The sequence below is a fragment of the Arthrobacter sp. efr-133-TYG-118 genome (genome assembly GCF_030209755.1).
Classification (GTDB): Bacteria; Actinomycetota; Actinomycetes; order Actinomycetales; family Micrococcaceae; genus Arthrobacter.
Genome location: NZ_JARVRH010000007.1, coordinates 129,631 through 150,050, shown reverse-complemented (window position 1 = coordinate 150,050; position 20,420 = coordinate 129,631). Strand labels below are relative to the sequence as shown.

The 20,420-nt window shown below is 64.4% G+C and carries 23 protein-coding genes; 9 read left to right on the top strand and 14 right to left on the bottom strand.

Translation table 11 applies throughout. The annotated features are described in order from the left end of the window. Window positions 1–86: 86 nt before the first annotated feature. Window positions 87–1,481, top strand: coding sequence for a glycosyltransferase family 87 protein (locus QRN59_RS06770; protein ID WP_284981735.1), 1,395 nt, complete (start codon window positions 87–89; stop codon window positions 1,479–1,481). Window positions 1,482–1,595: 114 nt separating this feature from the next. Here the strand turns inward: QRN59_RS06770 and QRN59_RS06765 are convergent, their stop codons facing one another. Together QRN59_RS06765 and QRN59_RS06760 are read right to left on the bottom strand one after the other, a co-directional pair. Then, complete coding sequence (locus QRN59_RS06765) at window positions 1,596–1,892, bottom strand: hypothetical protein (protein WP_284981734.1); 297 nt, start codon at window positions 1,890–1,892, stop codon at window positions 1,596–1,598. A gap of 94 nt (window positions 1,893–1,986) precedes the next feature. Next, window positions 1,987–2,469, bottom strand: a complete 483-nt coding sequence (locus QRN59_RS06760; protein WP_284981733.1) for a MarR family winged helix-turn-helix transcriptional regulator — start codon at window positions 2,467–2,469, stop codon at window positions 1,987–1,989. A gap of 96 nt (window positions 2,470–2,565) precedes the next feature. Between QRN59_RS06760 and QRN59_RS06755 the strand changes: the two genes are divergently transcribed. After that, the gene (locus QRN59_RS06755; RefSeq protein WP_284981732.1) at window positions 2,566–3,261 is read left to right on the top strand and encodes a maleylpyruvate isomerase family mycothiol-dependent enzyme; all 696 of its coding nucleotides are present in this window, start codon (window positions 2,566–2,568) and stop codon (window positions 3,259–3,261) included. A gap of 107 nt (window positions 3,262–3,368) precedes the next feature. Next, entirely contained in the window at window positions 3,369–4,286 is a 918-nt protein-coding gene (locus QRN59_RS06750; protein ID WP_284981731.1) for an alpha/beta fold hydrolase, read from the top strand. 10 nt (window positions 4,287–4,296) lie between these two features. Here QRN59_RS06750 and QRN59_RS06745 read toward each other — a convergent pair whose 3' ends face one another. Next, entirely contained in the window at window positions 4,297–4,758 is a 462-nt protein-coding gene (locus QRN59_RS06745; protein WP_284981730.1) for a GyrI-like domain-containing protein, read from the bottom strand. A gap of 24 nt (window positions 4,759–4,782) precedes the next feature. Continuing rightward, window positions 4,783–5,088: a hypothetical protein gene (locus tag QRN59_RS06740; RefSeq protein ID WP_284981729.1), complete on the bottom strand. Its 306-nt coding sequence runs from the start codon at window positions 5,086–5,088 to the stop codon at window positions 4,783–4,785. Window positions 5,089–5,314: 226 nt separating this feature from the next. On the opposite strand from QRN59_RS06740, the gene QRN59_RS06735 reads away from it, so the two are divergent. Continuing rightward, the gene (locus tag QRN59_RS06735) at window positions 5,315–6,433 is read left to right on the top strand and encodes an alanine racemase (protein ID WP_284981728.1); all 1,119 of its coding nucleotides are present in this window, start codon (window positions 5,315–5,317) and stop codon (window positions 6,431–6,433) included. Window positions 6,434–6,498: 65 nt separating this feature from the next. On the opposite strand, the gene QRN59_RS06730 is transcribed toward QRN59_RS06735, so the two are convergent. From QRN59_RS06730 to QRN59_RS06715, 4 genes are all read right to left on the bottom strand, one after another. Continuing rightward, window positions 6,499–6,771: a hypothetical protein gene (locus QRN59_RS06730; RefSeq protein WP_284981727.1), complete on the bottom strand. Its 273-nt coding sequence runs from the start codon at window positions 6,769–6,771 to the stop codon at window positions 6,499–6,501. 329 nt (window positions 6,772–7,100) lie between these two features. After that, the gene (locus tag QRN59_RS06725) at window positions 7,101–7,448 is read right to left on the bottom strand and encodes a UBP-type zinc finger domain-containing protein (RefSeq protein WP_284981726.1); all 348 of its coding nucleotides are present in this window, start codon (window positions 7,446–7,448) and stop codon (window positions 7,101–7,103) included. A 123-nt stretch (window positions 7,449–7,571) separates the two neighbouring features. Then, the gene (locus QRN59_RS06720) at window positions 7,572–8,492 is read right to left on the bottom strand and encodes a DUF5996 family protein (protein ID WP_284981725.1); all 921 of its coding nucleotides are present in this window, start codon (window positions 8,490–8,492) and stop codon (window positions 7,572–7,574) included. Between the two features lie 205 nt (window positions 8,493–8,697). Further along, on the bottom strand, window positions 8,698–9,192 hold the full coding sequence (locus QRN59_RS06715) for a hypothetical protein (RefSeq protein WP_284981724.1): 495 nt from the start codon (window positions 9,190–9,192) through the stop codon (window positions 8,698–8,700). 170 nt (window positions 9,193–9,362) lie between these two features. Here QRN59_RS06715 and QRN59_RS06710 point away from each other — a divergent pair, with 170 nt between their 5' ends. Next, window positions 9,363–10,271: a prephenate dehydratase gene (locus QRN59_RS06710; protein ID WP_284981723.1), complete on the top strand. Its 909-nt coding sequence runs from the start codon at window positions 9,363–9,365 to the stop codon at window positions 10,269–10,271. A 121-nt stretch (window positions 10,272–10,392) separates the two neighbouring features. On the opposite strand, the gene QRN59_RS06705 is transcribed toward QRN59_RS06710, so the two are convergent. Then, window positions 10,393–11,241, bottom strand: coding sequence for an esterase/lipase family protein (locus QRN59_RS06705; RefSeq protein WP_284981722.1), 849 nt, complete (start codon window positions 11,239–11,241; stop codon window positions 10,393–10,395). 458 nt (window positions 11,242–11,699) lie between these two features. Next, window positions 11,700–11,975, bottom strand: coding sequence for a hypothetical protein (locus QRN59_RS06700; protein WP_284981815.1), 276 nt, complete (start codon window positions 11,973–11,975; stop codon window positions 11,700–11,702). On the opposite strand from QRN59_RS06700, the gene QRN59_RS06695 reads away from it, so the two are divergent. Further along, a complete protein-coding gene (locus tag QRN59_RS06695) occupies window positions 11,877–13,037 on the top strand; it encodes an IS110 family RNA-guided transposase (RefSeq protein WP_284981810.1) in 1,161 nt (386 codons plus the stop codon). The genes QRN59_RS06700 and QRN59_RS06695 overlap by 99 nt on opposite strands. 1 nt (window position 13,038) lies before the next feature. Here the strand turns inward: QRN59_RS06695 and QRN59_RS06690 are convergent, their stop codons facing one another. After that, window positions 13,039–13,560 carry a hypothetical protein gene (locus tag QRN59_RS06690; protein WP_284981721.1) on the bottom strand — a complete coding sequence of 174 codons (522 nt, stop codon included), beginning with the start codon at window positions 13,558–13,560 and terminating at the stop codon, window positions 13,039–13,041. A gap of 501 nt (window positions 13,561–14,061) precedes the next feature. On the opposite strand from QRN59_RS06690, the gene QRN59_RS06685 reads away from it, so the two are divergent. Then, on the top strand, window positions 14,062–15,153 hold the full coding sequence (locus QRN59_RS06685; protein ID WP_284981720.1) for a hypothetical protein: 1,092 nt from the start codon (window positions 14,062–14,064) through the stop codon (window positions 15,151–15,153). Between the two features lie 41 nt (window positions 15,154–15,194). Here QRN59_RS06685 and QRN59_RS06680 read toward each other — a convergent pair whose 3' ends face one another. The 3 genes from QRN59_RS06680 to QRN59_RS06670 form a co-directional block, all read right to left on the bottom strand. Further along, entirely contained in the window at window positions 15,195–16,133 is a 939-nt protein-coding gene (locus QRN59_RS06680; protein ID WP_284981719.1) for a 5'-3' exonuclease, read from the bottom strand. Between the two features lie 93 nt (window positions 16,134–16,226). Beyond that, a complete protein-coding gene (locus QRN59_RS06675) occupies window positions 16,227–16,853 on the bottom strand; it encodes a hypothetical protein (protein WP_284981718.1) in 627 nt (208 codons plus the stop codon). Window positions 16,854–17,000: 147 nt separating this feature from the next. Further along, window positions 17,001–17,882, bottom strand: coding sequence for a helix-turn-helix transcriptional regulator (locus QRN59_RS06670; protein WP_284981717.1), 882 nt, complete (start codon window positions 17,880–17,882; stop codon window positions 17,001–17,003). 93 nt (window positions 17,883–17,975) lie between these two features. On the opposite strand from QRN59_RS06670, the gene QRN59_RS06665 reads away from it, so the two are divergent. Together QRN59_RS06665 and QRN59_RS06660 are read left to right on the top strand one after the other, a co-directional pair. After that, a complete protein-coding gene (locus QRN59_RS06665; protein WP_284981716.1) occupies window positions 17,976–19,436 on the top strand; it encodes an MFS transporter in 1,461 nt (486 codons plus the stop codon). Window positions 19,437–19,517: 81 nt separating this feature from the next. Then, window positions 19,518–20,402, top strand: coding sequence for an aldo/keto reductase (locus QRN59_RS06660; RefSeq protein ID WP_284981715.1), 885 nt, complete (start codon window positions 19,518–19,520; stop codon window positions 20,400–20,402). Window positions 20,403–20,420 lie beyond the last annotated feature (18 nt).

Sequence of the window (20,420 nt, the reverse complement as noted above, 5' to 3'; positions counted from 1 at the left end):
CCGTCGTCCCGGTCCAGACCTTACGAAAGGCAAACGGTCTCTTGGGTTCATGGCCTACCGGCCCGCGGGTGATGCAGGATCAAAGGGTGAGCGAATCAACACCCCGGCGCGCCCCTGGCACTTCGGCTGCCGTGGCGGCGCTGGCCCTGGTGGCTTTGCTCGCCGTTATCGTCTTGTGGACAGTCGCCACCGATCCGTCCGCGGAGTGGGTGTCCCCTCTTGGCACGCTGGCGGCCTGGACCGTCTTCGTCCCGGCGGCACTGGTGGCGCGCCGCATCCCGGCGCGCCACGCGGCCGCCGTCGTCCTCCTGGGGTCCCTGCTCGTGGGAGCCGCAGCTATCGCCGCACCGCCGGCCACCAGCAACGATTCCGCACGGTATGCGTGGGACGGCGTCGTCCAGAAAGCCGGAATCTCTCCATATGCCCACGTTCCGGCGGACGAAGCGCTGGGGCCGCTGCGGCCGGCCTGGCTGTTCCAGGACGCCGGACCGGACGGAACCTGCCACACCAATCCCTTCCCCACGGGTACCGAGACCACCACTAACATTCCCGGCGGCGGCACCCTGTGCACGGCCATCAACAGGCCCGCCGTGCCCACCGTCTATCCTGCGGTGGCCGAGCTGTATTTCCTGGCGGTGCGGCTCGTCCCGGGTTCCGAGGTGGGGTTCATCGCCTTCCAGCTGGCCGGGCTCCTGCTCAGCCTCGTCATCACGGTGGCGTTGCTGTCGTTCCTGCGCCGCACCGGGAGGCCCGCGCATCAAGCCGTGTGGTGGGCCTGGTCTCCGCTGGTGGCCTTTGAAGCCATCAACGGTGCACACGTGGACGCATTGGGCACCGCGCTGGCTTTGGCGGCGGCACTGCTGCTGGTGGGCGGGCGAACCCTGGGTTCCGGGGTGGCCTTCGGCGCGGCCGTGGCCACCAAACTCATCCCGGTCATCAGCGCCCCGGCCCTGCTGTACCGGCGGCCGGTCCGCTTTATCACCGCGGCCATGGCCACGTTTGCCGTGGCGTACGTGCCGTATGTCCTCGCCAGCGGCTGGGCAGTGCTGGGCTATCTGCCCGAATACCTTCGCTCGGAGGGGTACGACGGGCCGGACAGCCCGCGTTTCACCTTGTTGAAGCTGGTGCTCCCGGCCAGCTGGGCCGGGCCGGCCGCACTCGTGTTGCTGCTTGCGCTGGCCATTTACGTGTGGCGGACCACCGACGTCTCCCGGCCATGGGACGGGCAGGTCTTGTTGGTCGGAGGAGTGCTGCTGATCGTTTCGCCCAGCTACCCCTGGTACGCACTGCTTCTTCTGCCGTTCGTGGTGCTGAGCCGTCGCTACGAGTTCACCGCGATCGCTCCGGTGCTGGCCCTGATGTATTTCACCGGCGCCGAACCCTATGGCCCGCTGGCGGCGCGACTGGGGTTGGGCGCCGTCGTCGTGATCCTGGTGGTTGCCACGGCGGTGAGACGACGGCGGCAGCATGCAAACATGTAGTCGGGCGAGGCGGTGCTGCGCTTCTGGTGGAACCCGAAGGGCCCCTCGCCATCCGCTGCGGGAACGGATCGGCAAAGGGGCCCTTCGAAGCCTATGTGAGGGCCGGGACGCGGCTCAGGCCATGGCCTGGTTGATCTGCAGCGTTCCGCCGCGCGTGACGAACGGGTGGGACGCGAGCAGTTCGCTCACGGCCGCTGCCGAGTCGGCTTCCAGGATGGAATAGCCGAGGATGTCCGCAACGGCTTCCGGTGCCCCGGTGGAGACCTGACCCCCGAAGCCCAGCGGCGCGCCGGGATCTGTGACCGCCGGACCGGCATTGCCAAGCCACGCCATGAAGTCCTTCCGGGCAGCTTCCATTTCGGCCGGATCGGGATGCCCTGCGCCGTGGTAGGTGATCAGAAATTTGGCCAAGATGACTCCTAGAGTAGGGATCGTCCGCTGCGGGGGTCCCCTGCAGCACCGCCAGTGTACCCGGCCACCCTGACCACGAGGCCCAAGCTGGGCGCTACCTCTGCCCGGGCTGATCTTTGTCTTTGGTCGTCGACGTGATCTGCGGCGTCTGTTCGCCCCAGCGGGCAGATCCGAGCCAGCGGATAACCGCCTTGAGCTTTTCACGGAGGTCGTCGACGCCGATTCCGACGCCGGGAGTCAGATTCCGATCAAGCGCCCGGGCCTGGACAAGGGCCGTTCTGCCCAGCTCTGAAACTGCCACCCGCTGCGAGCGCCCGTCCAGGCGATTTCGTTCCCGGGTAATGTGCCCGTGCGCCTCGAGCCTCGAAAGTGTCTGTCCCATGGTTTGCGCCTGCACCCGGACTTTGGCTGAAAGCCGGGCCTGCACCATGGACCCTTCCGCGTCGAGAACTTCCAGCGCTATGACCCCCGCATGGGTCAGGCCCAGGACGGCAAGCTCCTCATTCCAGGCATGCTCGACCAATCGCGCTGCCGTTGAGAGCAACCGTGGAGTCGTCCAGTCGTTTAAGTCCGGCATACTCCCACCATAGTAAGCCTGCTTCCTAAATGTGCGATGCCTCGGTGCAATGGGTGGGCCCATGACCATGTTCGGCTTGCACACTATGCTCGGCATATGACGCCGGATCGCTACCTTACTGAGCTAGCCAACTGCGTGGACCGCCTAACCGTCTTGGCACGCCAGCCCGGGGACGTTCTGTCCCGTCCGGTCCCGGCCTGTCCCGGATGGACCCTCGAGGACCTCCTCGGGCATCTCGGGTCAATCGAACGTTGGGCAGCCGAAATAGTCCTTTCAGGCAAGTTCGTCGAGGAACCGGCACCACCGGCCACCGGAGCCGCAACGTGGTTCCTGGAAGGCGCGGACGCCTTCCTCGGGACAATGTCGGCGCTCGATCCCGAAGAGCCGTGCTGGAACTTCGGCCCACCGCCGCGCAACGCCGGGTTCTGGCGCCGGCGCCAGGCGCACGAACACGCCGTCCACCTCATCGACGCGTGCCAAGCAACAGGGTTGGCGGTCCCCTCTTTCACGGGAGATTTCATGCTCGACGGAATCGATGAAATCCTGACAATGTTTACTCCGCGACAGCTTCGGCTGGGACGGATGCCCCAGCCCGACGGGACAGTGACCTTCCAGGTAGCAGGGGCCCGCAGCTGGAAGGTCGGCCAAGGCGCCTCCGAGGCCTCGATTACTGCCCCGCTGCATGGGATGTACCTGGGTCTCTGGGGGCGCTCCAATCTCGCAGAAACAGCTCTCATCGAAGGCGATAAACACCTCGCGGTCCGCGTTCTGCAAGGCCCCCTCACCCCCTGACCTGCCCGGCATACTGCCTTGCTGGATTCCGACGCCGGAACGGACAAATCCCATCAGGTACCTCCGCGGCTACGAACCAATGGCAGAGAGCAGGTGCAAAGGTAACCATGAGTGTTCAGCAAGCAAGCGTCCCCACGCAGTGGCGGCATGTCATTCCGACGAAGCTGGGTCCCTGCATTGTGCATGTCCAGCCGGGTAGTCGTGGAACGTGCACCGGGGCCGCCACGGCCGGGGTCCACCTCCATGGAGCGGCGGGATCCTGGACCACCTTCCAGGCATTGCTTTCCGGGATGCCTCTTTCCGGGGCGACCGCCAACGACCGGGTTCTGATTGACCTGCCGGGCTGGGGCGAATCAACAGAAGGGGCCAGCCTGGAAGAGTTCAGCATCGAAACGATGGCGCTCGCCGTCGCCGGGGTCCTGGACGCACTTGGGTACCGGCGGTGGAATCTGGTGGGCCACTCGATGGGAGGCTTCCTGGCCTTGCACATGGCCGCGGCATGGCCGGAACAGACCGCCAGCGTAGCCGCCATTTCGGCCACCACCTTCAGCGTGTCAGAGGCGTGCCGCGCACCACTGCGCGGCCTTTATAGATTCCCGTCATTCACGGGCATGATGCTGGCCATGCGCACCATGGCGGCCCTGGGTCCGGCAGGGACGGCACTGGTTCGTAAAGTCGCCACCACGCGGCTGATGCGACCGTTGATGTCCCCATTCTTCGCAGATCCCGCAACCATTCCACCAGCGGTGTTCCGCGACCTCGGCGACGATGCCCGGCCGGCCAGCTTCACCGCTGCCGCCAGAGCCGCCGCGCACTACGATTTCACCCGGTGGCGCGGCATCCGCTGCCCGGTGCTGGCGATCCGCGGCGACAGCGACGTGTTCACGCCGGAGCCTGATCTGGCCAGGCTGGCGATCATTGTCCCTCACACCCGGCGGGCGACAATCCCGCACTGCGGCCACTTTGCCCACGTCGAGCATCCCGATCAAGTGCAACGGCTACTCGACGAACTGTGGTCCCGGTGAAGTGTTGCCCCTACTTCAGCAGGTGCACGACCGTCGTTTCGGTGTCGGCCGGATCGGGTGTCGGGTCTCCATAGATCTCCCAGGAGTGACCGGCAGATTCCCTATGATTCGCAGCCATCCACTTCTCGATCGCCTTGTATGCCTCGTCCATGCGGTCGTATGGCCCACGGTGGACCGCTATGGCAGCCTGGCCCGCGGGGGTTTCGGTTGCGTAGACCTCGCCCGCCGTTTCAAAGGTGCGGGTGACTTCTACGCCGAAGTCGCACAGAAGGGGCGCATCGGGTTGGTTCGGGTGGTGGTAGACGAAGATGTTGTGGCCGCCCGTCCACAGACCCGGTTGACCGCGAATGAAGTCCCAGACCATGCCTACCGCAGGCCCCCATGCCGAGCCGACTTCGCCCGGCGCGACCTCGCGGCGGACGGCGGCCAGCATGCGCGGGCGAACAGTCTGTAGGTTGACGGGGACCGACATGCCGGGATCGGCCCGGATCCTCAGCTAGTACTTGTCCGCAGAGTCGACGGATTCCCCCATGGTGACTTCAGGGGCCACGTTCGGATCGCCGCCGACCGAGCCGATGAACGCCTGGATCTCGGAGTCACCGAAGAATTTCTGGAATGCTTCTGTCGATTCCCATTCATCGACGACGAGGACAAACCCGTCGCCGACCGCGAACTGATGGTGGATTGCGCCCGCAGCCCGGCCGCGTTCGGCCCATTGGCGGTACTCGTCCGCGCGCTCCTCAAGCGATTTGGTGAAAACGCTCGTGTCACCGGAAACCTTGGTTGCAATGATGACGGACATGATTTGACCTCCTATGGCCTGAACTGGGCTCGTGGCAGCCAGCCGCACGACGATGCGCTTGAGCGGTCTGACACGTGGAAGAGAGCGTACCGACTCCGCGGCGCAACCGCCCGAGTGGCCACTACTTGTCATTCGCCGCGATCTGTCCAGGGTTCCCTAGTTACTGAACCCGTATAGGATCTCCGGGTACCCGGTTTCCCGAATAGTCCCGAAAGAATCGCACCGCATGCCGCACCTTGACCCTGCCCTCCCGCTCCACACCTTGCCGCAGATGCTCCTGGACGTTGCCGCCGTCGAGCGCAATATCGGGATCAAAGAGGCCTGGACATGGGAGCGCGGCATGGTGCTGGCCCCGCACATCAAGACCACCATGACGGGCGAGATCGTCCGCCGGCAGTTGCCCGGCTCCTGGGGCGTGACCGTGGCGACCACCGCGCAGGCCGCCCACGCCATCGAGTGGGGCGCCACACGGATCCTCATCGCGAACGAGGTGCTGTTCCGCGGCCACCTCGAGCAGCTGCGTGCCTGGCTGGCGGCCTCGCCGGAACTGGAGATCTACTGCCTGGCTGATTCGGCGGCGGGCGTCCAGGCCATGGCCGAGGTATTCGAGGACTCGCCCCGGCCGCTGAACGTACTGATCGACGTCGGAACCCCCGGCGGCCGCACCGGGATCCGCGGCGCGGCCGAGGCCGGGCCCCTGGCCGCGGAAATTCGTTCCGCCGGCGGCCTCCTGCTGGCCGGCGTCAGCGCCTACGAGGGCGTGGCACCGAACACCCGGACGGATGAAAACCTGGCCGGGATCGATTCACACTGCCGCCTGGCCCGCGACATTTTCGATGGCCTGCACCCCGCTTTCGAGGTGGAGCTACCGGTCTTCAGCAACGGCGGCTCTGCATTCCAGGACCGCGCGGCCGCGTTCCTGCCCCACAGCGCCTCCGTCAATGTGCTCCGTTCAGGCTGCTACGTGGTGCACGACCACGGCACCTACCAGAGCGTCTCCCCGGTCCCCGGACTCACCGCCGCAGCGGTGGTGCGGACGCTGGTCATCTCCGCCCCCGAAGCCGGACGCGTGGTGCTGAACGCGGGCAAACGCGAGTTGGCGTACGACGCCGGCCTGCCGGTGATCGTTTCCCGGTACCGTCACGGGGCCCTCCTGCCTGCCGGCGCAGGCGCCACCCTGACCCGCCTCTTCGACCACCACGCCATCGTGGACGACGCCGAGGGCCTGCAGGTCGGCGACATCGTGGACCTGGGCATCTCCCACCCCTGCTCGCTGTTCGACCGCTGGCGCGAGGTCGTCGCAGTCAGCGATGACGCCGTCGAGACCTGGCGGCCACGGTTTTAACCGGGCAAGCGGCAGACATCCGGAAGGGTGCGAGACCCCGTATCGGCAGGGGCGCACGGCAGTAACTACCGGCCATACTCCTTGGTTTCCCAAGGGAAGGATTCGACACGCTTCAGTGCTTTCTGAATATCCTTGGCTCGCGATTCAAGCCCGAGGTCCGCAAGATGTTCCAATCCATAGGTCAGCCACTTCCGCCCGTATTCTCTCTGCTTCGGCGACAGGACAGGCTCCCTTGAAAGATCCAGAGCCCTTAAGACATGCTGGCGATGCGTGGTCCACCCATCGAACAATCCCTGGATCAGCTCTGCCACCACTTGGGAAATGATCTCCGCAATCATTTTCATCGCCTTCCGGGTCGGGCCTGCCGAGGGTTCGCTTAACACTATTATCTGTGCTCTTCTTGCCCCTTCCGAGAAGCTCCGTTCCTTCGCCGCATACGTTGACCGCAAATTGGCATCGTGCGTTAAGAGGTTCTTCTACCCCCCGGCATCACGACGGTCGGCGCATGTGTGTAGGGCATCGAAGAGTTCGCGAAGAGCCAGTCGGTGCAAGAAATCAGGCTGCGCCGAGCCGACGCAACGCAGAATCACAATGCGACAGGTTGGTTTCTTGGGCCTGATGGCCCGCTAGGCGCCCTGGTGTGGGTGCGTTTCGGCCGTGGACTCCGTCAGTGCAGCAGCTGCTGCCAGCCGGCCGGAACGCGTGAGGCTGGGCCCGGAACGCTTTGATCGAGAGGGTGATGCGCCGGCGGTTCAAGTTCCGGTCCGGCGAAAAACGCGGAGTTGGGATAGTTGAAGAACCAGTCCTCGCCCGGTTCGAAGCTTCGGATGACCGGATGGCCGCTGGTTTGCGCATGGGCTGTGGCGTGTTGCCCCGGCGAGTTGTCGCAGCAGCCGATGTGTCCGCACTCGGCGCACCGGCGCAAATGCAGCCACCAGCCTCCGTTGGCCTCGCATTCGACGCAACCAGGTCCGCTCGGTGGAATCGAAACGTCGATTCCTTGTTTTGCATTCATTGTGGCTTTCCCTCGAATTGGAGTGCCTTGAGACCACCCACTACTTTACGCCCCGGCCATTCCGCGCCGAAGGAAAAGTGGCAGAGCGCCGACTGCCTCGCGGCCTCGCTGTTGGCCTCCTCGTCAGCGCTGCCAACGGGCGGGATCCGCCTCCAAAGCTGCCCGGTCCCAGTGTCCCGTCTCCGCGGCCGCTTCGTAGGTGGATTGCAGGAACCGCAACAGCATCTTGTCAGGGTCCGATGCCGTGCGGACGCTCTCATACGGAAGGAGGTACAGCCTGCCGTCATTGTTGTATGTGGCACCGTCGGCGTAGTTCACATATTCGGCGTAGCTGGCGGGCTCGGGATAGGAGTACGCATAGAAGGCTCCTTCGTCCCCTCCCCCGGGCCAAAACCCGCAACTGCTTAGCTCGTGGGAATAACCCTCCACCATCACCCAGTCGGCGCAGTTCGGGACTCCTCCGGGGTGCGTGGGCGCGTCCCGTCCGGAGAATCGGGCATACGCCAGGTCCATGCCTCCCCAGAAGAAGTGGACGGGACTGGCCTTGCCCCTGAACCGGGACCTGAATTCATTCAGGACCCGGTCCGACTGGACCAATTGCCGCCAGAACAACTGGGTAGCCTCAGGGTCGTAGGAGGCATGCTGATGGTCCTCGGCGAAGGGTATGGCCGGGACCACCTCGTTCGGGATGCCGCGGATGGACGCCTCGATACCGAGCCGGCCCAAGGCTTCGAATACCTCGGAGTGGAATTCGGCCACCGACTTGGCTTCGAGGACGACGAATGCTGAAGTTCCGTTGCTGGAGCGTATGTGCAGCCGGTGTTCAAGGAAATCGAATTCGATGTCGTAGGAACCGCGGCCGTACGGGATCATTGATGTCGTCAGTCCTCGCGGCGTGACGTATAGCGTCACCTGCCACCAGTGGTTCAGCATCGGGGCGTGCGCCATGCGGATTTTTCCGATGATCTGGGTCCACATGTGCACGGTCTCCCGGGTCGGGGTCCAATCATCGACCCGAAGCTGGGGCCATCCTGGGTGAGCCATCTGGCCTCCAAACTGGTCCATCACGGGTCGTTCCGCCGTCGCGGACCAGTCCGTCGCGTGCCGCCGGCAATGGCGCCTCATCCATAGTCTCCGTGGCGACAATTCTGCCACCTTTACCGCAAGAACCGCCTCGGTCCGCTGCTCGTGTTCTTGGGTGTGGTTCGATCGGGTTCCGATGTCGAAGCCCTACCGCAAACGGCACGAGCTAGTCTTGATGTGCCCTATCGCTCTGGCCAGCGTGCCGGAGCAGGGCCAACGCCCGCGTAAGCGATATGTCCGTCCGGGCGACGAGCAGCGCTGTCAGCAAGGCTGCGGCGACGTGCGCGTCCAGCATCAAATCCGGTGAGTGCCCGGACGCAACAAATGGCGTCGCGGTGAGTTGCCCGGGCTGCCAACCCGTCGCTGCATGCTGATGCTGGGCAAGCGCGACAACCGAGAAGGTCCCGGAGAGCCGGTCGAAGGCCAGATGCAGAACCTGCTGGGCCACGCCGCAGAGAACGAGCAATAGCCAGTTCGGTAGGTTTATCCGGGCGAGCAGCGAAGCGCACATACTCAGCAGAGCCGTCAACGCAATCAGCACCGGAACCCCGGGAGACACGCCACCAGAGACCAAATGGGCGACCAGGCCCAGTGCGACTGCCGCCGGTCCAACTTCCCACCCCGGGAATCTCGGACGCCGACGGGATCTGTGCTTATCCACGCTGCTCTCCCTTCCATCGTTGGACGGGTTCTGCCCTCCTTCATGGTGCCGCCGTTTCGCACCCGAAGGAAGACGTTCCGGGGATCCACATCGCTCGTGGCTACAGCACCTCGAAGAGCGCCGCGCCCCCGTGGCCGCCGCGGCCCCCAAAATGTGACACCATTTGCTCCATGGTTCGTAAAGTTGCATACCAAGGAGAGCCCGGCGCCAACTCCAATATCGCCTGCCTACAGATGTTCCCAGCCATGGAGCCAGTACAGTGCCCCAGCTTCGAAGATGCATTCGAACTAGTGAAATCCGGCGATGCGGACCTCGCCATGATTCCGATTGAAAACTCCATCGCCGGGCGGGTTGCGGATATCCATGTCCTCCTGCCTGAATCCGGATTGCAGATTGTGGGCGAACATTTTCTCAGGATCCGATTCCACTTGCTGGGCATACCCGGAAGCACCCTCGAACAGGCCCAAGAAGTGCACAGCCACGTTCATGCCCTCGGCCAGTGCAGGAAGCTGATCCGCTCACTTGGGCTGAAACCAGTTGTCGCCGGCGACACGGCTGGTTCCGCACGGGAGGTCCGCGACTGGAATGACGCTTCCAAGGTCTCGCTGGCGCCTCCGCTCGCCGCCGAGATGTACGGGCTGGATGTCTTGGCAGAAGACGTCGAGGACGACGCCACCAACACGACCCGGTTTGTCGCCCTGTCCAGGGAGCGGCAACAACAAACCCGCGACGAGTTGCCCGGGCCTGTGATTACCAGCTTCGTATTCCGGGTTAGGAACGTGCCTTCAGCCCTGTACAAAGCTCTGGGTGGTTTTGCAACGAACGGTGTGAACATGACGCGCTTGGAAAGCTACATGGTAGGTAACGAGTTTGCTGCGACCACATTCATGGCGGACGTTGAAGGGCACCCATCCGACACGCCCGTGAGCCATGCGCTTGAAGAGCTGAAGTTCTTCACCGATGAGGTCAGGGTTCTCGGTGTATATGCCGCTGCTCCTTACCGAAGCCTGGGCTTCACCGATTCCGTCAATCCAGCCACAATGCCTGCTGGCGCCCCAAAGACCACATTGTCGCTTTAGCGGAACAGACCGCAACGGCGACAAGGCGCGCGAGCTGCTCCCGCGTCAGGACGGGTTTGCGCCGGTTCAGCCAGCGCAACAGCTGACCGTCCGCTGCGGAGAAGTCTGCCGGCACGGGCCGCTACACGCACTCCGGGCGATACGTCGGATCTGCGGGGCCGTTCTGGAGAAGCGCGTTGGAGACAAGGGACCACACGTTTGGATCGTTGGGAGATTGATCGTGCTCGAACGTATCGAGGGGGCAGTAGTCCTGGAGCACAAGGTTGGACACTTGCTTCACCGGCCCGACGAGAGCCTGGCTCGAATAAGGGGTAACGACCTCGTCGTAACGGGTCGAGATGACCGTGTAGAACGGGCCTGGTGAGGTGTCGCCGATCGAGTTGAGCTCGGCCATGAACGCCGACCCGGCATGCTGGTCCGCGCAGGCCTGGCACAGCGTGCTGGTTGCGGTCGTGTCGAGAACCATCCCCGCCGGCGACGGCGCGATGAGGCCTTGAGTGCCGTGGTTCGACGGCGCAATGCCGACGAGCTGGTGCACGTACTTGGCGCCGCCGAGGAAGCCGATGTAGTACCGCGGCATCATTCCGCCTTGGCTGTGTCCGACGAGATCGACCTTCTGTGCGCCCGTCGCGCCGAGAACCGATTTCACGAACGTCGCAAGCTCAGCGGCGGAGTCCCGGACTGCCCCGCTGGCGGGGACGCCATTGACTACCCCGTAGTTGAGCGCAAAGACACAGTACCCCTGGTCCTTGAGCACGGGTGAAAGCAGCGCCCAGTTCTTGTACATCGTCTCGAACGTTCCCGGGACGAGGACCACCGGGTACGGATGTACGCTCGACGGCTTGCACGTCCAATCATTGGCTCCGGGCGGGTCCGGTGAGATCGAGTCGGCCTGAGCCGCGGGTGCGGCGAAGAGTCCAATGGTGAGTGCTGCAGCGGCGAGCACGGCGGTGAGTCGGAATCGGCGCATTGCCTTGCCTTTCTCCTGGCCGCGAACCCCTATGTCCACGGCATCCCTAGCTACTTTGCGGTAACTTACTGGCGGGTTGCAAGGGCGTGCTCAAATGATGAGAAAACGTGCACTCGTTGGTCGGGCTCGGACGTCTCAAACGCCACACCTTGCTCATGGGTGGCCATAACCACCAGACGGAACACCACTTGTTCCCGGATATGCCCCGCCCGTTCACCCTTCCCCTCAGGGTCCAATAACGGCGATAACGTCAGGAAGACCACGATGTTTGCCATCGTTTCCGGTCCCAGGCACTCCAAGCGATGAGGGCGGCGAAAACGATCACTGCCAGGGCAGCGGAAACGGTAATACTGGAACTGTCTTGAGCCGGTGTGACTCAAGCGGAAACCGACGTGCTTCTATGCACTGTCTTTGCCTGGATTCGTCCGCCGGTTCAAGTCCCGTCCGGGAGTGTTGAGTCAGGCGGACATGACTTCATAGGAGCCTGAATCACGCAGTCCCGTTACCGTTTTGTCTGCCCATCTGACCTGCATTCCCCCAGTCAGCCATCGTTTGAATGAGGGGCAGTTTCTACCTTGAGAACCGACACGAATGTCGTCGTCGCCGGCATCGATACCCACGCCGACACCCATCACGTGGCCGTCATCAATGAACATGGCAAGCCCATCGCGGATCGCGAATTCCTGGCAGTAGGCTCCGGATACCGAAAAATTGTCGAATTCATCACCAGCCATGGCGTAGTGATGGCGGTAGGTGTCGAGGGAACAGGCTCATATGGGGCCGAACTCTCCAGAACCCTACGCAGCGCAGGGATCAACGTGCTCGAGGTAAATCGTCCTAACCGGGCAGAGCGCCGGTTGAGGGGTAAGTCCGATCCGCTTGACGCCTACCAGGCCGCTCAAGCCGTGATAGCCGGCAGGGGAACTTCGGTGCCAAAGGCGAAGGATGGCCCCGTAGAGTGCCTGCGGGTCCTCCGTGCCGGACGTTCCTCGGCGGTAAAGGCACATACAGCAGCGGTCAATCAGATCAAAGGTCTTCTAGTCTCAGCTCCGGACAGCCTCAGGGCGAAATACCGAGGTCTGCGAACTCCGGGTTTGATCACGACCCTAGCCCGCGCCAGACCGTCGGGGCACATCGCCGACCCCGAATATGTGTGCCTGCTGACAATGAAATCTCTAGCACTCCGCTGCCAAGCACTCGCATCAGAGATCGCGGATGCCGACACCGCCTTGCGGGAAATCCTCGACACCTATGCGCCGTTACTCTGCGACCTTCCAGGTGTCGGAACAGAAGTAGCCAGCCAGATGCTGGTGACTGTCGGGGACAACCCGGAGCGGGTCGGGAACGAAGCACAGTTCGCCGCCCTAGTTGGGGTCGCGCCTGTCCCCGCGTCATCAGGAAAAACCACTCGCCACCGCCTGAGCCGAGGCGGTGACCGTGACGCTAATCGTGCCTTGCACCAGGTTGTCCTGGTGCGCATGTCAACGTGCCCGCGGACCAGAGCTTACGTGAGCAAACGCACCGCCAACGGTAAGAGCAAACGAGAGATCATGCGGTGCCTCAAGCGGTACGTGGCACGGGAAATATACCGGCAGATCACCAATCCCAAGCCAGCTCCAAACAACGCGGACTTGCGCCAAAAACGCAACCAGATCGGCATCACCCTCGGCAATGCCGCGGCCCAGCTTGGCCAATGGCCCTCCGCGATATCCCGTCTGGAACGAGGCCTCATCCGAAACGACGAGTTAGCGCGAACCTACCGGCAATGGCTGAGCGAGCAACAGCCCAAAGCATGAACTATTTGGATGGAGTGTCCGGTGAGGCCGGGCGCTCTGGGTGCCTGGGGTCTTTGCCTCGTTCACGCCAGTATTCGTCCCTTTGCCATAGAGAAAATCGCGTAACCGATACGCCGAGAATGATGACTCCAGTCCAGAGGATGACAACTTTGATCCAGATCCACGGCTCTATGGTGAACGGCAGCAAGTTGAAGGCCACCAAGATTGGCATGAGAAACAGCATGTAGTACCCGAGCCGGCGGGATCTCCTTTGGACCTCGAGGCTGGCGTGACCCGCAGAGTTGTCCACCGGACTTGAACGGGCTTGCTGCCACCGTTTGTACGTGATCGGCAGCATTATCGTGAACACGGCAAACATGGCGACACTTGGAACGAGCCCCCACATGCTTGTCGTCCTGTTCGCACCATAGAAAGTGAGAAACACGGCCGTAAGACTGATCATCCAAAGGAAGACCTGAGACCAGAACACCGCGCGCAGCAACTTCAGATCGCTGTTTCGATTGTCCGCTGCGGAGCGCGTCATTTCATCAGAGTAAATGTCGTGAGCTGTGATTCATACCCCGGCATCGCTTCCCAATGGGGGCTCGACAAATGGTCGATAGAACTCCGCCAACTCCTTGTCGGATAGCGATTTGACTCCTATAGGAGCGTCCCCCACCATCCCATCAATAGGAAGCAGATAGACCAGGACGGCCCGCGTTATGGCTTCAGCAATCAGTCCCACACCCCAAACGGCGGAAACCTTCAGATGCCAGCGGTGTGCCGCCGGGTTGCTGTGGAAATCCCGGTCGAGTTCCCCGGCGCGTTCCGGGCTCCACGTCTTTGCTGCGTCCAAAGTCAGGGGATGTCACAGGGCGGCAAAAGCCAAAAACGAAATACCCATGCCACCGGTGATAGCCGAGTCCTTGAGCAGCAGAAACCGCGGGTCACCTGTGAAGAAAGACCGCCCCAGGCCGCGGCCAGGGGTCGCCGGCCACGGAGATTGCCTCTCGCCGCGGAAGGCGGCGGGACCTACTGTGGAGCTATGGACGCCACAGCAGCTCATGCCTTTGCGATTCCGCCGGTATCAGTTCACCGCCCCACCACTGCCGTTGAAGACATCGTCACCCTCGCGGCCGGCGTTTGGCTCCTCACCGGAACCTATGTTGACGGCTGGGCTCACAACAACCTCCGTGACCTCGAGACGTTCTTCACTCCGTGGCACGCGATCCTCTACTCGGGCTTCGCTGCCTGCGCCGTCTGGATCGCCGCCCTGACCTGGCGCCGGCACGCCCCCGGCGCGCGGTGGACGGAAGCGATCCCCGCGGGCTACGGGGCCGCGGCAGCCGGGGTCCTCCTCTTCCTCGTCTCCGGGGCGGCCGACTTCGCCTGGCATTCGGTATTCGGCATTGAACAGGGCCTCAAGGCGCTATTCAGCCCGTCCCATCTCGGGCTCGCAACCGGCGGCTTCCTCATCCTGAGCGCGCCCTTCTCCTCAGCATGGCACTCACCCCAGCGGTCATGGCCGCGGCTGATGCCCGCCATCGTGAGCGCCATGCTCTCCGGTATGGTTGCGGCGTTCATCCTGCAAGAGTTCGCGGTCTTCGCGCGCCATGGGCTCATCCAGACATACAGCGGCGCCGGCGGGGCGCAGCCCGCCGTGACGATCCCGACGTCGTCGAGCATCATGGTCTCTTTGGCATCGTTCTTCGTCTCAACCGCCGTGCTCTTCGTTCCCGTCCTCTTGCTGTCGTTGCGCTGGCGCCTGCACGGCGCTGTGCCCGCGGCCATGGCACTGCTCCCCTCTGTATCCCTGCAAATCATGGTCGCGTTGCGGGACGCCTGGCTCGTGCCGGTGGCCCTCGTCGGTGCCGTCCTCGTCGGAGTGGTGTGGGCGGTGGCGCGACCCACCCCGGACCGTCACGCAAGGCTCATGACCGCGATAGGCCTCTCCCCCGTCGTGTTCTGGGCCCCGTACTTCGCCGGTGTGGCGCTCCACGACGGGGCACTTAGCTTCTCCCCTGAAATTTGGGGCGGGACGCTCGCATGGACCGGACTCGAAATGCTCGCCCTCGCCGCGCTCACGCTCCAGCTGCGAGCCACGGCAGGCACCAGCGCGGTTTCACCGGCCCGCTGACTTGTCAACAGCGCCGATCATGTCGCAGGGCCTATGTCCCCTCACTGACGGAGTTCGAGAGCGTCGAGCAATCGTTTCACCGAGCCGCCGAGGTTCCAGTCGGTAGCGAGACGCTCGAGTTCAAGGCGCGAGTCCCCGACGACGGGACGCAACAGCGCTCCCGCTTCGTCGAGAGTGGGCAGTGCGAGGTCGCGCACGACTTTCACAACAACGGGAGCAACCGCCAGGTAGTCGGCGGAGGCGGCGAGTTTCGACCTCACGGGTGCGGACAGCCCGCTGCCTGGATCGATCGCGGCCGCGAGCAACGCGTCGAGGGTGCCGTAGGTCGCGAGCAACGACGCCGCGGTCTTTTCGCCGATCCCTGCGACGCCCGGAAGCCCGTCAGAGGAGTCGCCGCGAAGCGTCGCGTAGTCGGCGTACTGTTCCGGCAACACACGATACTTGCCGACGACGACCGCATCGGTTACGACCTCGAGGTTCTTCATGCCTTTCGCCGTGTAGATGACCCGGACATGGCGGGCGTCGTCGACCACCTGGAACAGATCGCGGTCGCCCGTCACGACGTCGACAGGAAGCTCCGCGTGGCTGGCGTAGGTGCCGATGACGTCGTCGGCTTCATGCGAGGCAGCCCCGACGACGGCGATGCCCGCGAGGCGGAGGACCTGCCGGATCATGGGAACCTGCGCCTGCAGCGCGTCCGGCACCACTTCGACGTCGGGAGCACCCTCTACCGCCTCGGCAACCCGATGCGACTTGTACGTCGGGATGAGGTCCACCCGCCACTGCGGACGCCAGTCGTCATCCCAGCACGCCACCAGATGCGTCACCCCATAGTCGGAGGTGAGCCGGGCGATCATGTCCAGCAGGCCGCGAAGGGCATTCACTGGAGTGCCGTCGGACCGGCGGATCGAATCGGGCACGCCGAAGAAGGCGCGAAAGTACAGCGAGGCCGTATCTAAGAGCATCAGGCGCTGGGGCATAACCGATCCTTACCTCCACGAACCCGCAAAGGGCAAGTGCTTTCCGGTGTCCGGAGAAGCACCCGCCCCCTGCGACGACGTGTTGCCTGGAGCCTAAGCCTTGGCTGCGGCTTTCTTGGCGCGGCGGCGAATCACCGCTGTGGATGCTGCGCTGGCGGCCAAAGCGCCTGCGCCGACCAGCGACCACAGGACCAGGTTGGACTCGGCAACGGTGTTGGCCTCGCCGCTTCCGGTGCCAGCGGCGGTAACGCTGGAAACAGCAGCGAGACCGGAATTGCCCTTGCCGTTGCCGCCGCCATGGTTGCCACCGCCGTCGTTGTTGCCTCCGCCGTTGCCGGAATTCACAACCACCGCTGCCCAGCGCTTGTTGCCGGACGTCGCGCCGACAGCGCCGATCATGTAGTTGCCACCGTCCGTGAAGGTAATGGTGGTGGAGAAAGCGCCGGTACCGTCAGCGATGACGCTGAAGTTCGACGGAGCGGGCCGCTCGCCGTCCGAAGCCTTCTTGCCGCCGGTCCGCTGGAACGTGATGTTGACGGTTTCGCCGGCGATATAGCCGCTGCCGGAGAAAGTGATGGATTCGCCGCGAGCTATGGTGCCGTCGGAAACGGTTCCGTACTCATTGCCCGGCGCCGGGTAGGTGGTGGCTGCCACAGCCGGAGCGGTGCCGGCCAGTGCGATTGTTCCTGCAAGTGCAAGCGCTGCAATAGACTTCTTCATTTGTCCCCCCTGAGACGAATTACGGAATTCACGTGGTGGTGGGGATATGGATCCCCGTGCGATTGCGTGCTGAAATCCCAAATGTCTAGCCAGCGACGACGGTATCATTCACAGCTGCTTAGGTCGATAACGAGGCCGGACGGGTCGTCATCTTTTCTCTTTGACCACCACTTGTGTGGTGTCGCGCTGGGTGGCGGCCCAGCTGGCGAGGACTTTCAGGGCATCCTCGGAGGGGGTCCCGGGGTCCGCCGTGTAGACGTTGATGCGCAGTCCAGGGTCTGCAGGGAGCTCGAGCGCTTCGAAGCTCAGGTCCAGGTCCCCGACGATCGGGTGGTGGAGGCGTTTGCGGCCGGCGCGGTGGTACTTCACGTCGTGGCGGGCCCACCGGGTACGGAATTCCTCGCTGCGGGTGGAGAGTTCACCGATCAAGTCCGTGAGGTCCTTGTCGTACGGGTTCCTTCCGGCGGTGGAGCGCAGCACGGCGACGATGTCATCGGCTGCGCGTTCCCAGTCGGCGAAGAACTCCCGTGCTTTCGGGTTAAGGAAGGTAAAGCGCGCGCTGTTCGGCGGGCCGGGCACCTCTGCCATCATGTCCAGATAGAGGGCACGGCCCAGGTCGTTGGCGGCGAGGACATCCCCGCGGTCGTTGCGGACCCAGGCCGGTGCGGCCGTGATCGCCTCGATGACGCGTTGCACGCTCGGCCGCACTGTCTGCGGGCTGTGCCGGCGTCGCACCCGGGGCGAAGCGGTGGCGGCGCGGGCCAAGTCAAAAAGGTGGGCCGTTTCGGCGTCGTCGAGCTTCAAGGCACGGCCGAGGGCTTCGAGGACACTGTCCGAGGCGCCGGAGAGGTTTCCGCGCTCGAGGCGTATGTAGTAGTCGATGCTCATCCCTGCGAGCATCGCCACTTCCTCGCGGCGCAGCCCGGTAACCCGCCGGTTGCCGCCGTAGACCGGCAGCCCGGCCTCATCGGGGGTGATCCTTGCGCGGCGGGAGGTCAGGAACTTCCGCACGTCGTCGCTGTGTGTCATGGCATCCACGCTACGCGCGGTCGACGGCATGAGGGAGGCACTGGCGTTACCCGGAACGGCCGTGACTCCCGGCCCGTAAGGAATCACGGTTGCATGGAAAGCATGAAACCTGCACCCGCAACAGCCTCCCACCCGGGAGCGATCCTGGCGATCATCCTCCTCAGCTACTTCATGATCCTCCTGGACAACTCGGTCATCTTCACTGCCCTGCCCAGCCTGCAGGCAGATCTGCGGCTGAGTACCGGTGAGCTCTCCTGGGTCCAGGATGCGTACACGCTGGTCTTCGGCGGCCTGCTGCTCCTCGGAGCCCGGGCAGGAGACCTGCTCGGCCGTCGGCGGGTTTTCGTGTTCGGGCTGGTGGTGTTCTCAATCGCCTCGCTGCTGATCGGACTCGCACCGCACGGTTGGTGGGCGATCACCGGCCGCGCGGTCCAGGGTATCGGGGCTGCGGTCGTCGCACCCGCCTCCCTGTCCCTGCTCACCGCGAGCTTCCCGGAAGGACGTGAGCGCACCCGCGCCGTGGCCCTGTACGGCGCCACCGCAGGGATCGGCGCCAGCCTGGGCCTGGTCATCGGCGGCGCCCTGGCCCACTGGATCTCCTGGCGGGCAGGGTTCTTCGTCAACGTACCCATCGGCGCCGCGATGATCGCCCTCGCTCCCCGGTTCATCCCCGAGACCGGCCGGGCCCGCGGCCGCTTCGACGCATTCGGCGCGCTCAGCGCGACCCTCGGTGTCGGCGCGCTCGTGTTCGGCATCATCAACACCGCCGACGCCGGCTGGAACTCGCCGGGCACGCTCACCGCCGTCAGCGCCGGCGTCGTCCTCCTGGTCGTGTTCGTGCTGATCGAACGCACGGCGGCCCAGCCGATCATGCCGCTGCGCCTGTTCCGGAGCCGCCGCCGCACCGGCGCCTACGTCGCCCGCTTCCTGTATCTGGGCTCGATGATCGCGTTCTTCTTCTTCACCACCCAGTTCATGCAGGAAGTACTCGGCTTCGACCCGTTGCAGGCCGGTCTCGGGTTCCTGCCCATGACGGCAGTGAACTTCGCCGTCGCGATGAGCATCCCCCGGCTCGTTGGCAAGATGCCGGGCTCCATCCCGCTCCTCGCCGGGATACTGCTCACCCTCGCCGGGATGTTCTGGCTCAGCCGCGCCGGCATCGACTCCAGCTATCTCACCGGGGTGGCCCTGCCGATGATCCTCATCGGAGCCGGGCAGGGCCTCGCGTTTGCGCCCCTGACCTCCTTCGGCATCACAGGAGCCCCCGCGTCCGACGCCGGTGCGGCATCGGGGCTCGTGAACACCTTCCACCAGGTCGGCACCTGCCTCGGGCTCGGCATCGCGGTCGCCGCCGCAGCCACCGTCCCGGCGGCGGGGTCCGCCGTCGCGCACCTGGCCGCCCAGGTCAGCACCGCACTCACGACAGGCAGCATCCTCCTGCTCCTGGCACTGGCCGTCACAGCGGCCCTCATCCTGCCCGCCGACCTGGCAGCCAGCCACACCAGGACACCCTCGGGGACCGCCCCCGAGCCGCAGCTCGAAGCCGCCCGCTGAAGCTCCCGGCCACCGCTTCAAAGGGGTACTGACATGCACTCCCACAACTCCGCACATCTGAATAACGTGAAAGGCATGGACATGGAACTCACTCTCAACAACGGCGTCACAATGCCCGCCATCGGGCTCGGCGTCTTTCAAAGCGCCCCGGAGCAAACGACGGCGGCCGTCGAGGCCGCGCTTGCCACCGGCTACCGGCACATCGACACCGCCGCCGCGTACGGCAACGAGCGGGAAGTCGGCGACGGCATCCGCCGGTCCGGCCTGAACCGCTCCGAGGTCTTCATCGAGACCAAGGTCTGGGTCAGCGACTACGGCTATGACCACACGCTGCACGCCTGGGACAAGGCGACAGGCAAGCTCGGCGTCGACTATCTTGACCTGCTCATCCTGCACCAGCCCGCCCCCGACCGGTTCGAGAAAACCGTCGCCGCATACAAGGCGCTGGAAACCCTGCTCGCCGACGGGCGGGTACGGTCGATCGGCGTCAGCAACTTCATGCCGCACCACCTGGAGGAGCTGCTGGCCTCGACCGACGTCGTCCCGGCCGTGAACCAGATCGAACTGCACCCCTACTTCACCCAGCCGGACGTCCAGGCTGCCGACGCCGGGCACGGGATCCTCACCCAGGCCTGGTCACCGATCGGAGGGATCACCTTCTACCCCGGCTGGGGCGGCGAGGACCGCCGGAACGTCATGCACGACCCGGCAATCGCCACCATCGCACGGGCCTACGGCAAGAGTCCTGCCCAGGTCATGCTCCGGTGGCACCTTCAGCAAGGCCGTTCAGCCATCCCGAAATCGACCAACCCGGCACGCATCGCCGAGAACTTCGACGTCTTCGACTTCGAACTCAGTCCCGCCGAACTCGCCGCGATCGACGCGCTCGACAGCGGCAATCGCAACGGGCCGGACCCGGACCAAGCCCGGCCGGAGCGCTTTGCCATGGTCATCCCCGAAGCCTGAGACCCCAAGACCTGAGAC

Bases quoted from the DNA above. Each gene is read 5' to 3' on its own strand.
- QRN59_RS06690 (WP_284981721.1), bottom strand. From the start codon at position 13,560: ATGACGCGCTCCGCAGCGGACAATCGAAACAGCGATCTGAAGTTGCTG.
- QRN59_RS06670 (WP_284981717.1), bottom strand. From the start codon at position 17,882: ATGACACACAGCGACGACGTGCGGAAGTTCCTGACCTCCCGCCGCGCA.
- QRN59_RS06685 (WP_284981720.1), top strand. From the start codon at position 14,062: ATGGACGCCACAGCAGCTCATGCCTTTGCGATTCCGCCGGTATCAGTT.
- QRN59_RS06710 (WP_284981723.1), top strand. From the start codon at position 9,363: ATGGTTCGTAAAGTTGCATACCAAGGAGAGCCCGGCGCCAACTCCAAT.
- QRN59_RS06700 (WP_284981815.1), bottom strand. From the start codon at position 11,975: ATGGCTGGTGATGAATTCGACAATTTTTCGGTATCCGGAGCCTACTGC.
- QRN59_RS06720 (WP_284981725.1), bottom strand. From the start codon at position 8,492: ATGGCTCACCCAGGATGGCCCCAGCTTCGGGTCGATGATTGGACCCCG.
- QRN59_RS06735 (WP_284981728.1), top strand. From the start codon at position 5,315: ATGCCGCACCTTGACCCTGCCCTCCCGCTCCACACCTTGCCGCAGATG.
- QRN59_RS06680 (WP_284981719.1), bottom strand. From the start codon at position 16,133: ATGCCCCAGCGCCTGATGCTCTTAGATACGGCCTCGCTGTACTTTCGC.
- QRN59_RS06730 (WP_284981727.1), bottom strand. From the start codon at position 6,771: ATGATTGCGGAGATCATTTCCCAAGTGGTGGCAGAGCTGATCCAGGGA.
- QRN59_RS06745 (WP_284981730.1), bottom strand. From the start codon at position 4,758: ATGTCGGTCCCCGTCAACCTACAGACTGTTCGCCCGCGCATGCTGGCC.
- QRN59_RS06760 (WP_284981733.1), bottom strand. From the start codon at position 2,469: ATGCCGGACTTAAACGACTGGACGACTCCACGGTTGCTCTCAACGGCA.
- QRN59_RS06755 (WP_284981732.1), top strand. From the start codon at position 2,566: ATGACGCCGGATCGCTACCTTACTGAGCTAGCCAACTGCGTGGACCGC.
- QRN59_RS06665 (WP_284981716.1), top strand. From the start codon at position 17,976: ATGGAAAGCATGAAACCTGCACCCGCAACAGCCTCCCACCCGGGAGCG.
- QRN59_RS06750 (WP_284981731.1), top strand. From the start codon at position 3,369: ATGAGTGTTCAGCAAGCAAGCGTCCCCACGCAGTGGCGGCATGTCATT.
- QRN59_RS06705 (WP_284981722.1), bottom strand. From the start codon at position 11,241: ATGCGCCGATTCCGACTCACCGCCGTGCTCGCCGCTGCAGCACTCACC.
- QRN59_RS06725 (WP_284981726.1), bottom strand. From the start codon at position 7,448: ATGAATGCAAAACAAGGAATCGACGTTTCGATTCCACCGAGCGGACCT.
- QRN59_RS06740 (WP_284981729.1), bottom strand. From the start codon at position 5,088: ATGTCCGTCATCATTGCAACCAAGGTTTCCGGTGACACGAGCGTTTTC.
- QRN59_RS06660 (WP_284981715.1), top strand. From the start codon at position 19,518: ATGGAACTCACTCTCAACAACGGCGTCACAATGCCCGCCATCGGGCTC.
- QRN59_RS06675 (WP_284981718.1), bottom strand. From the start codon at position 16,853: ATGAAGAAGTCTATTGCAGCGCTTGCACTTGCAGGAACAATCGCACTG.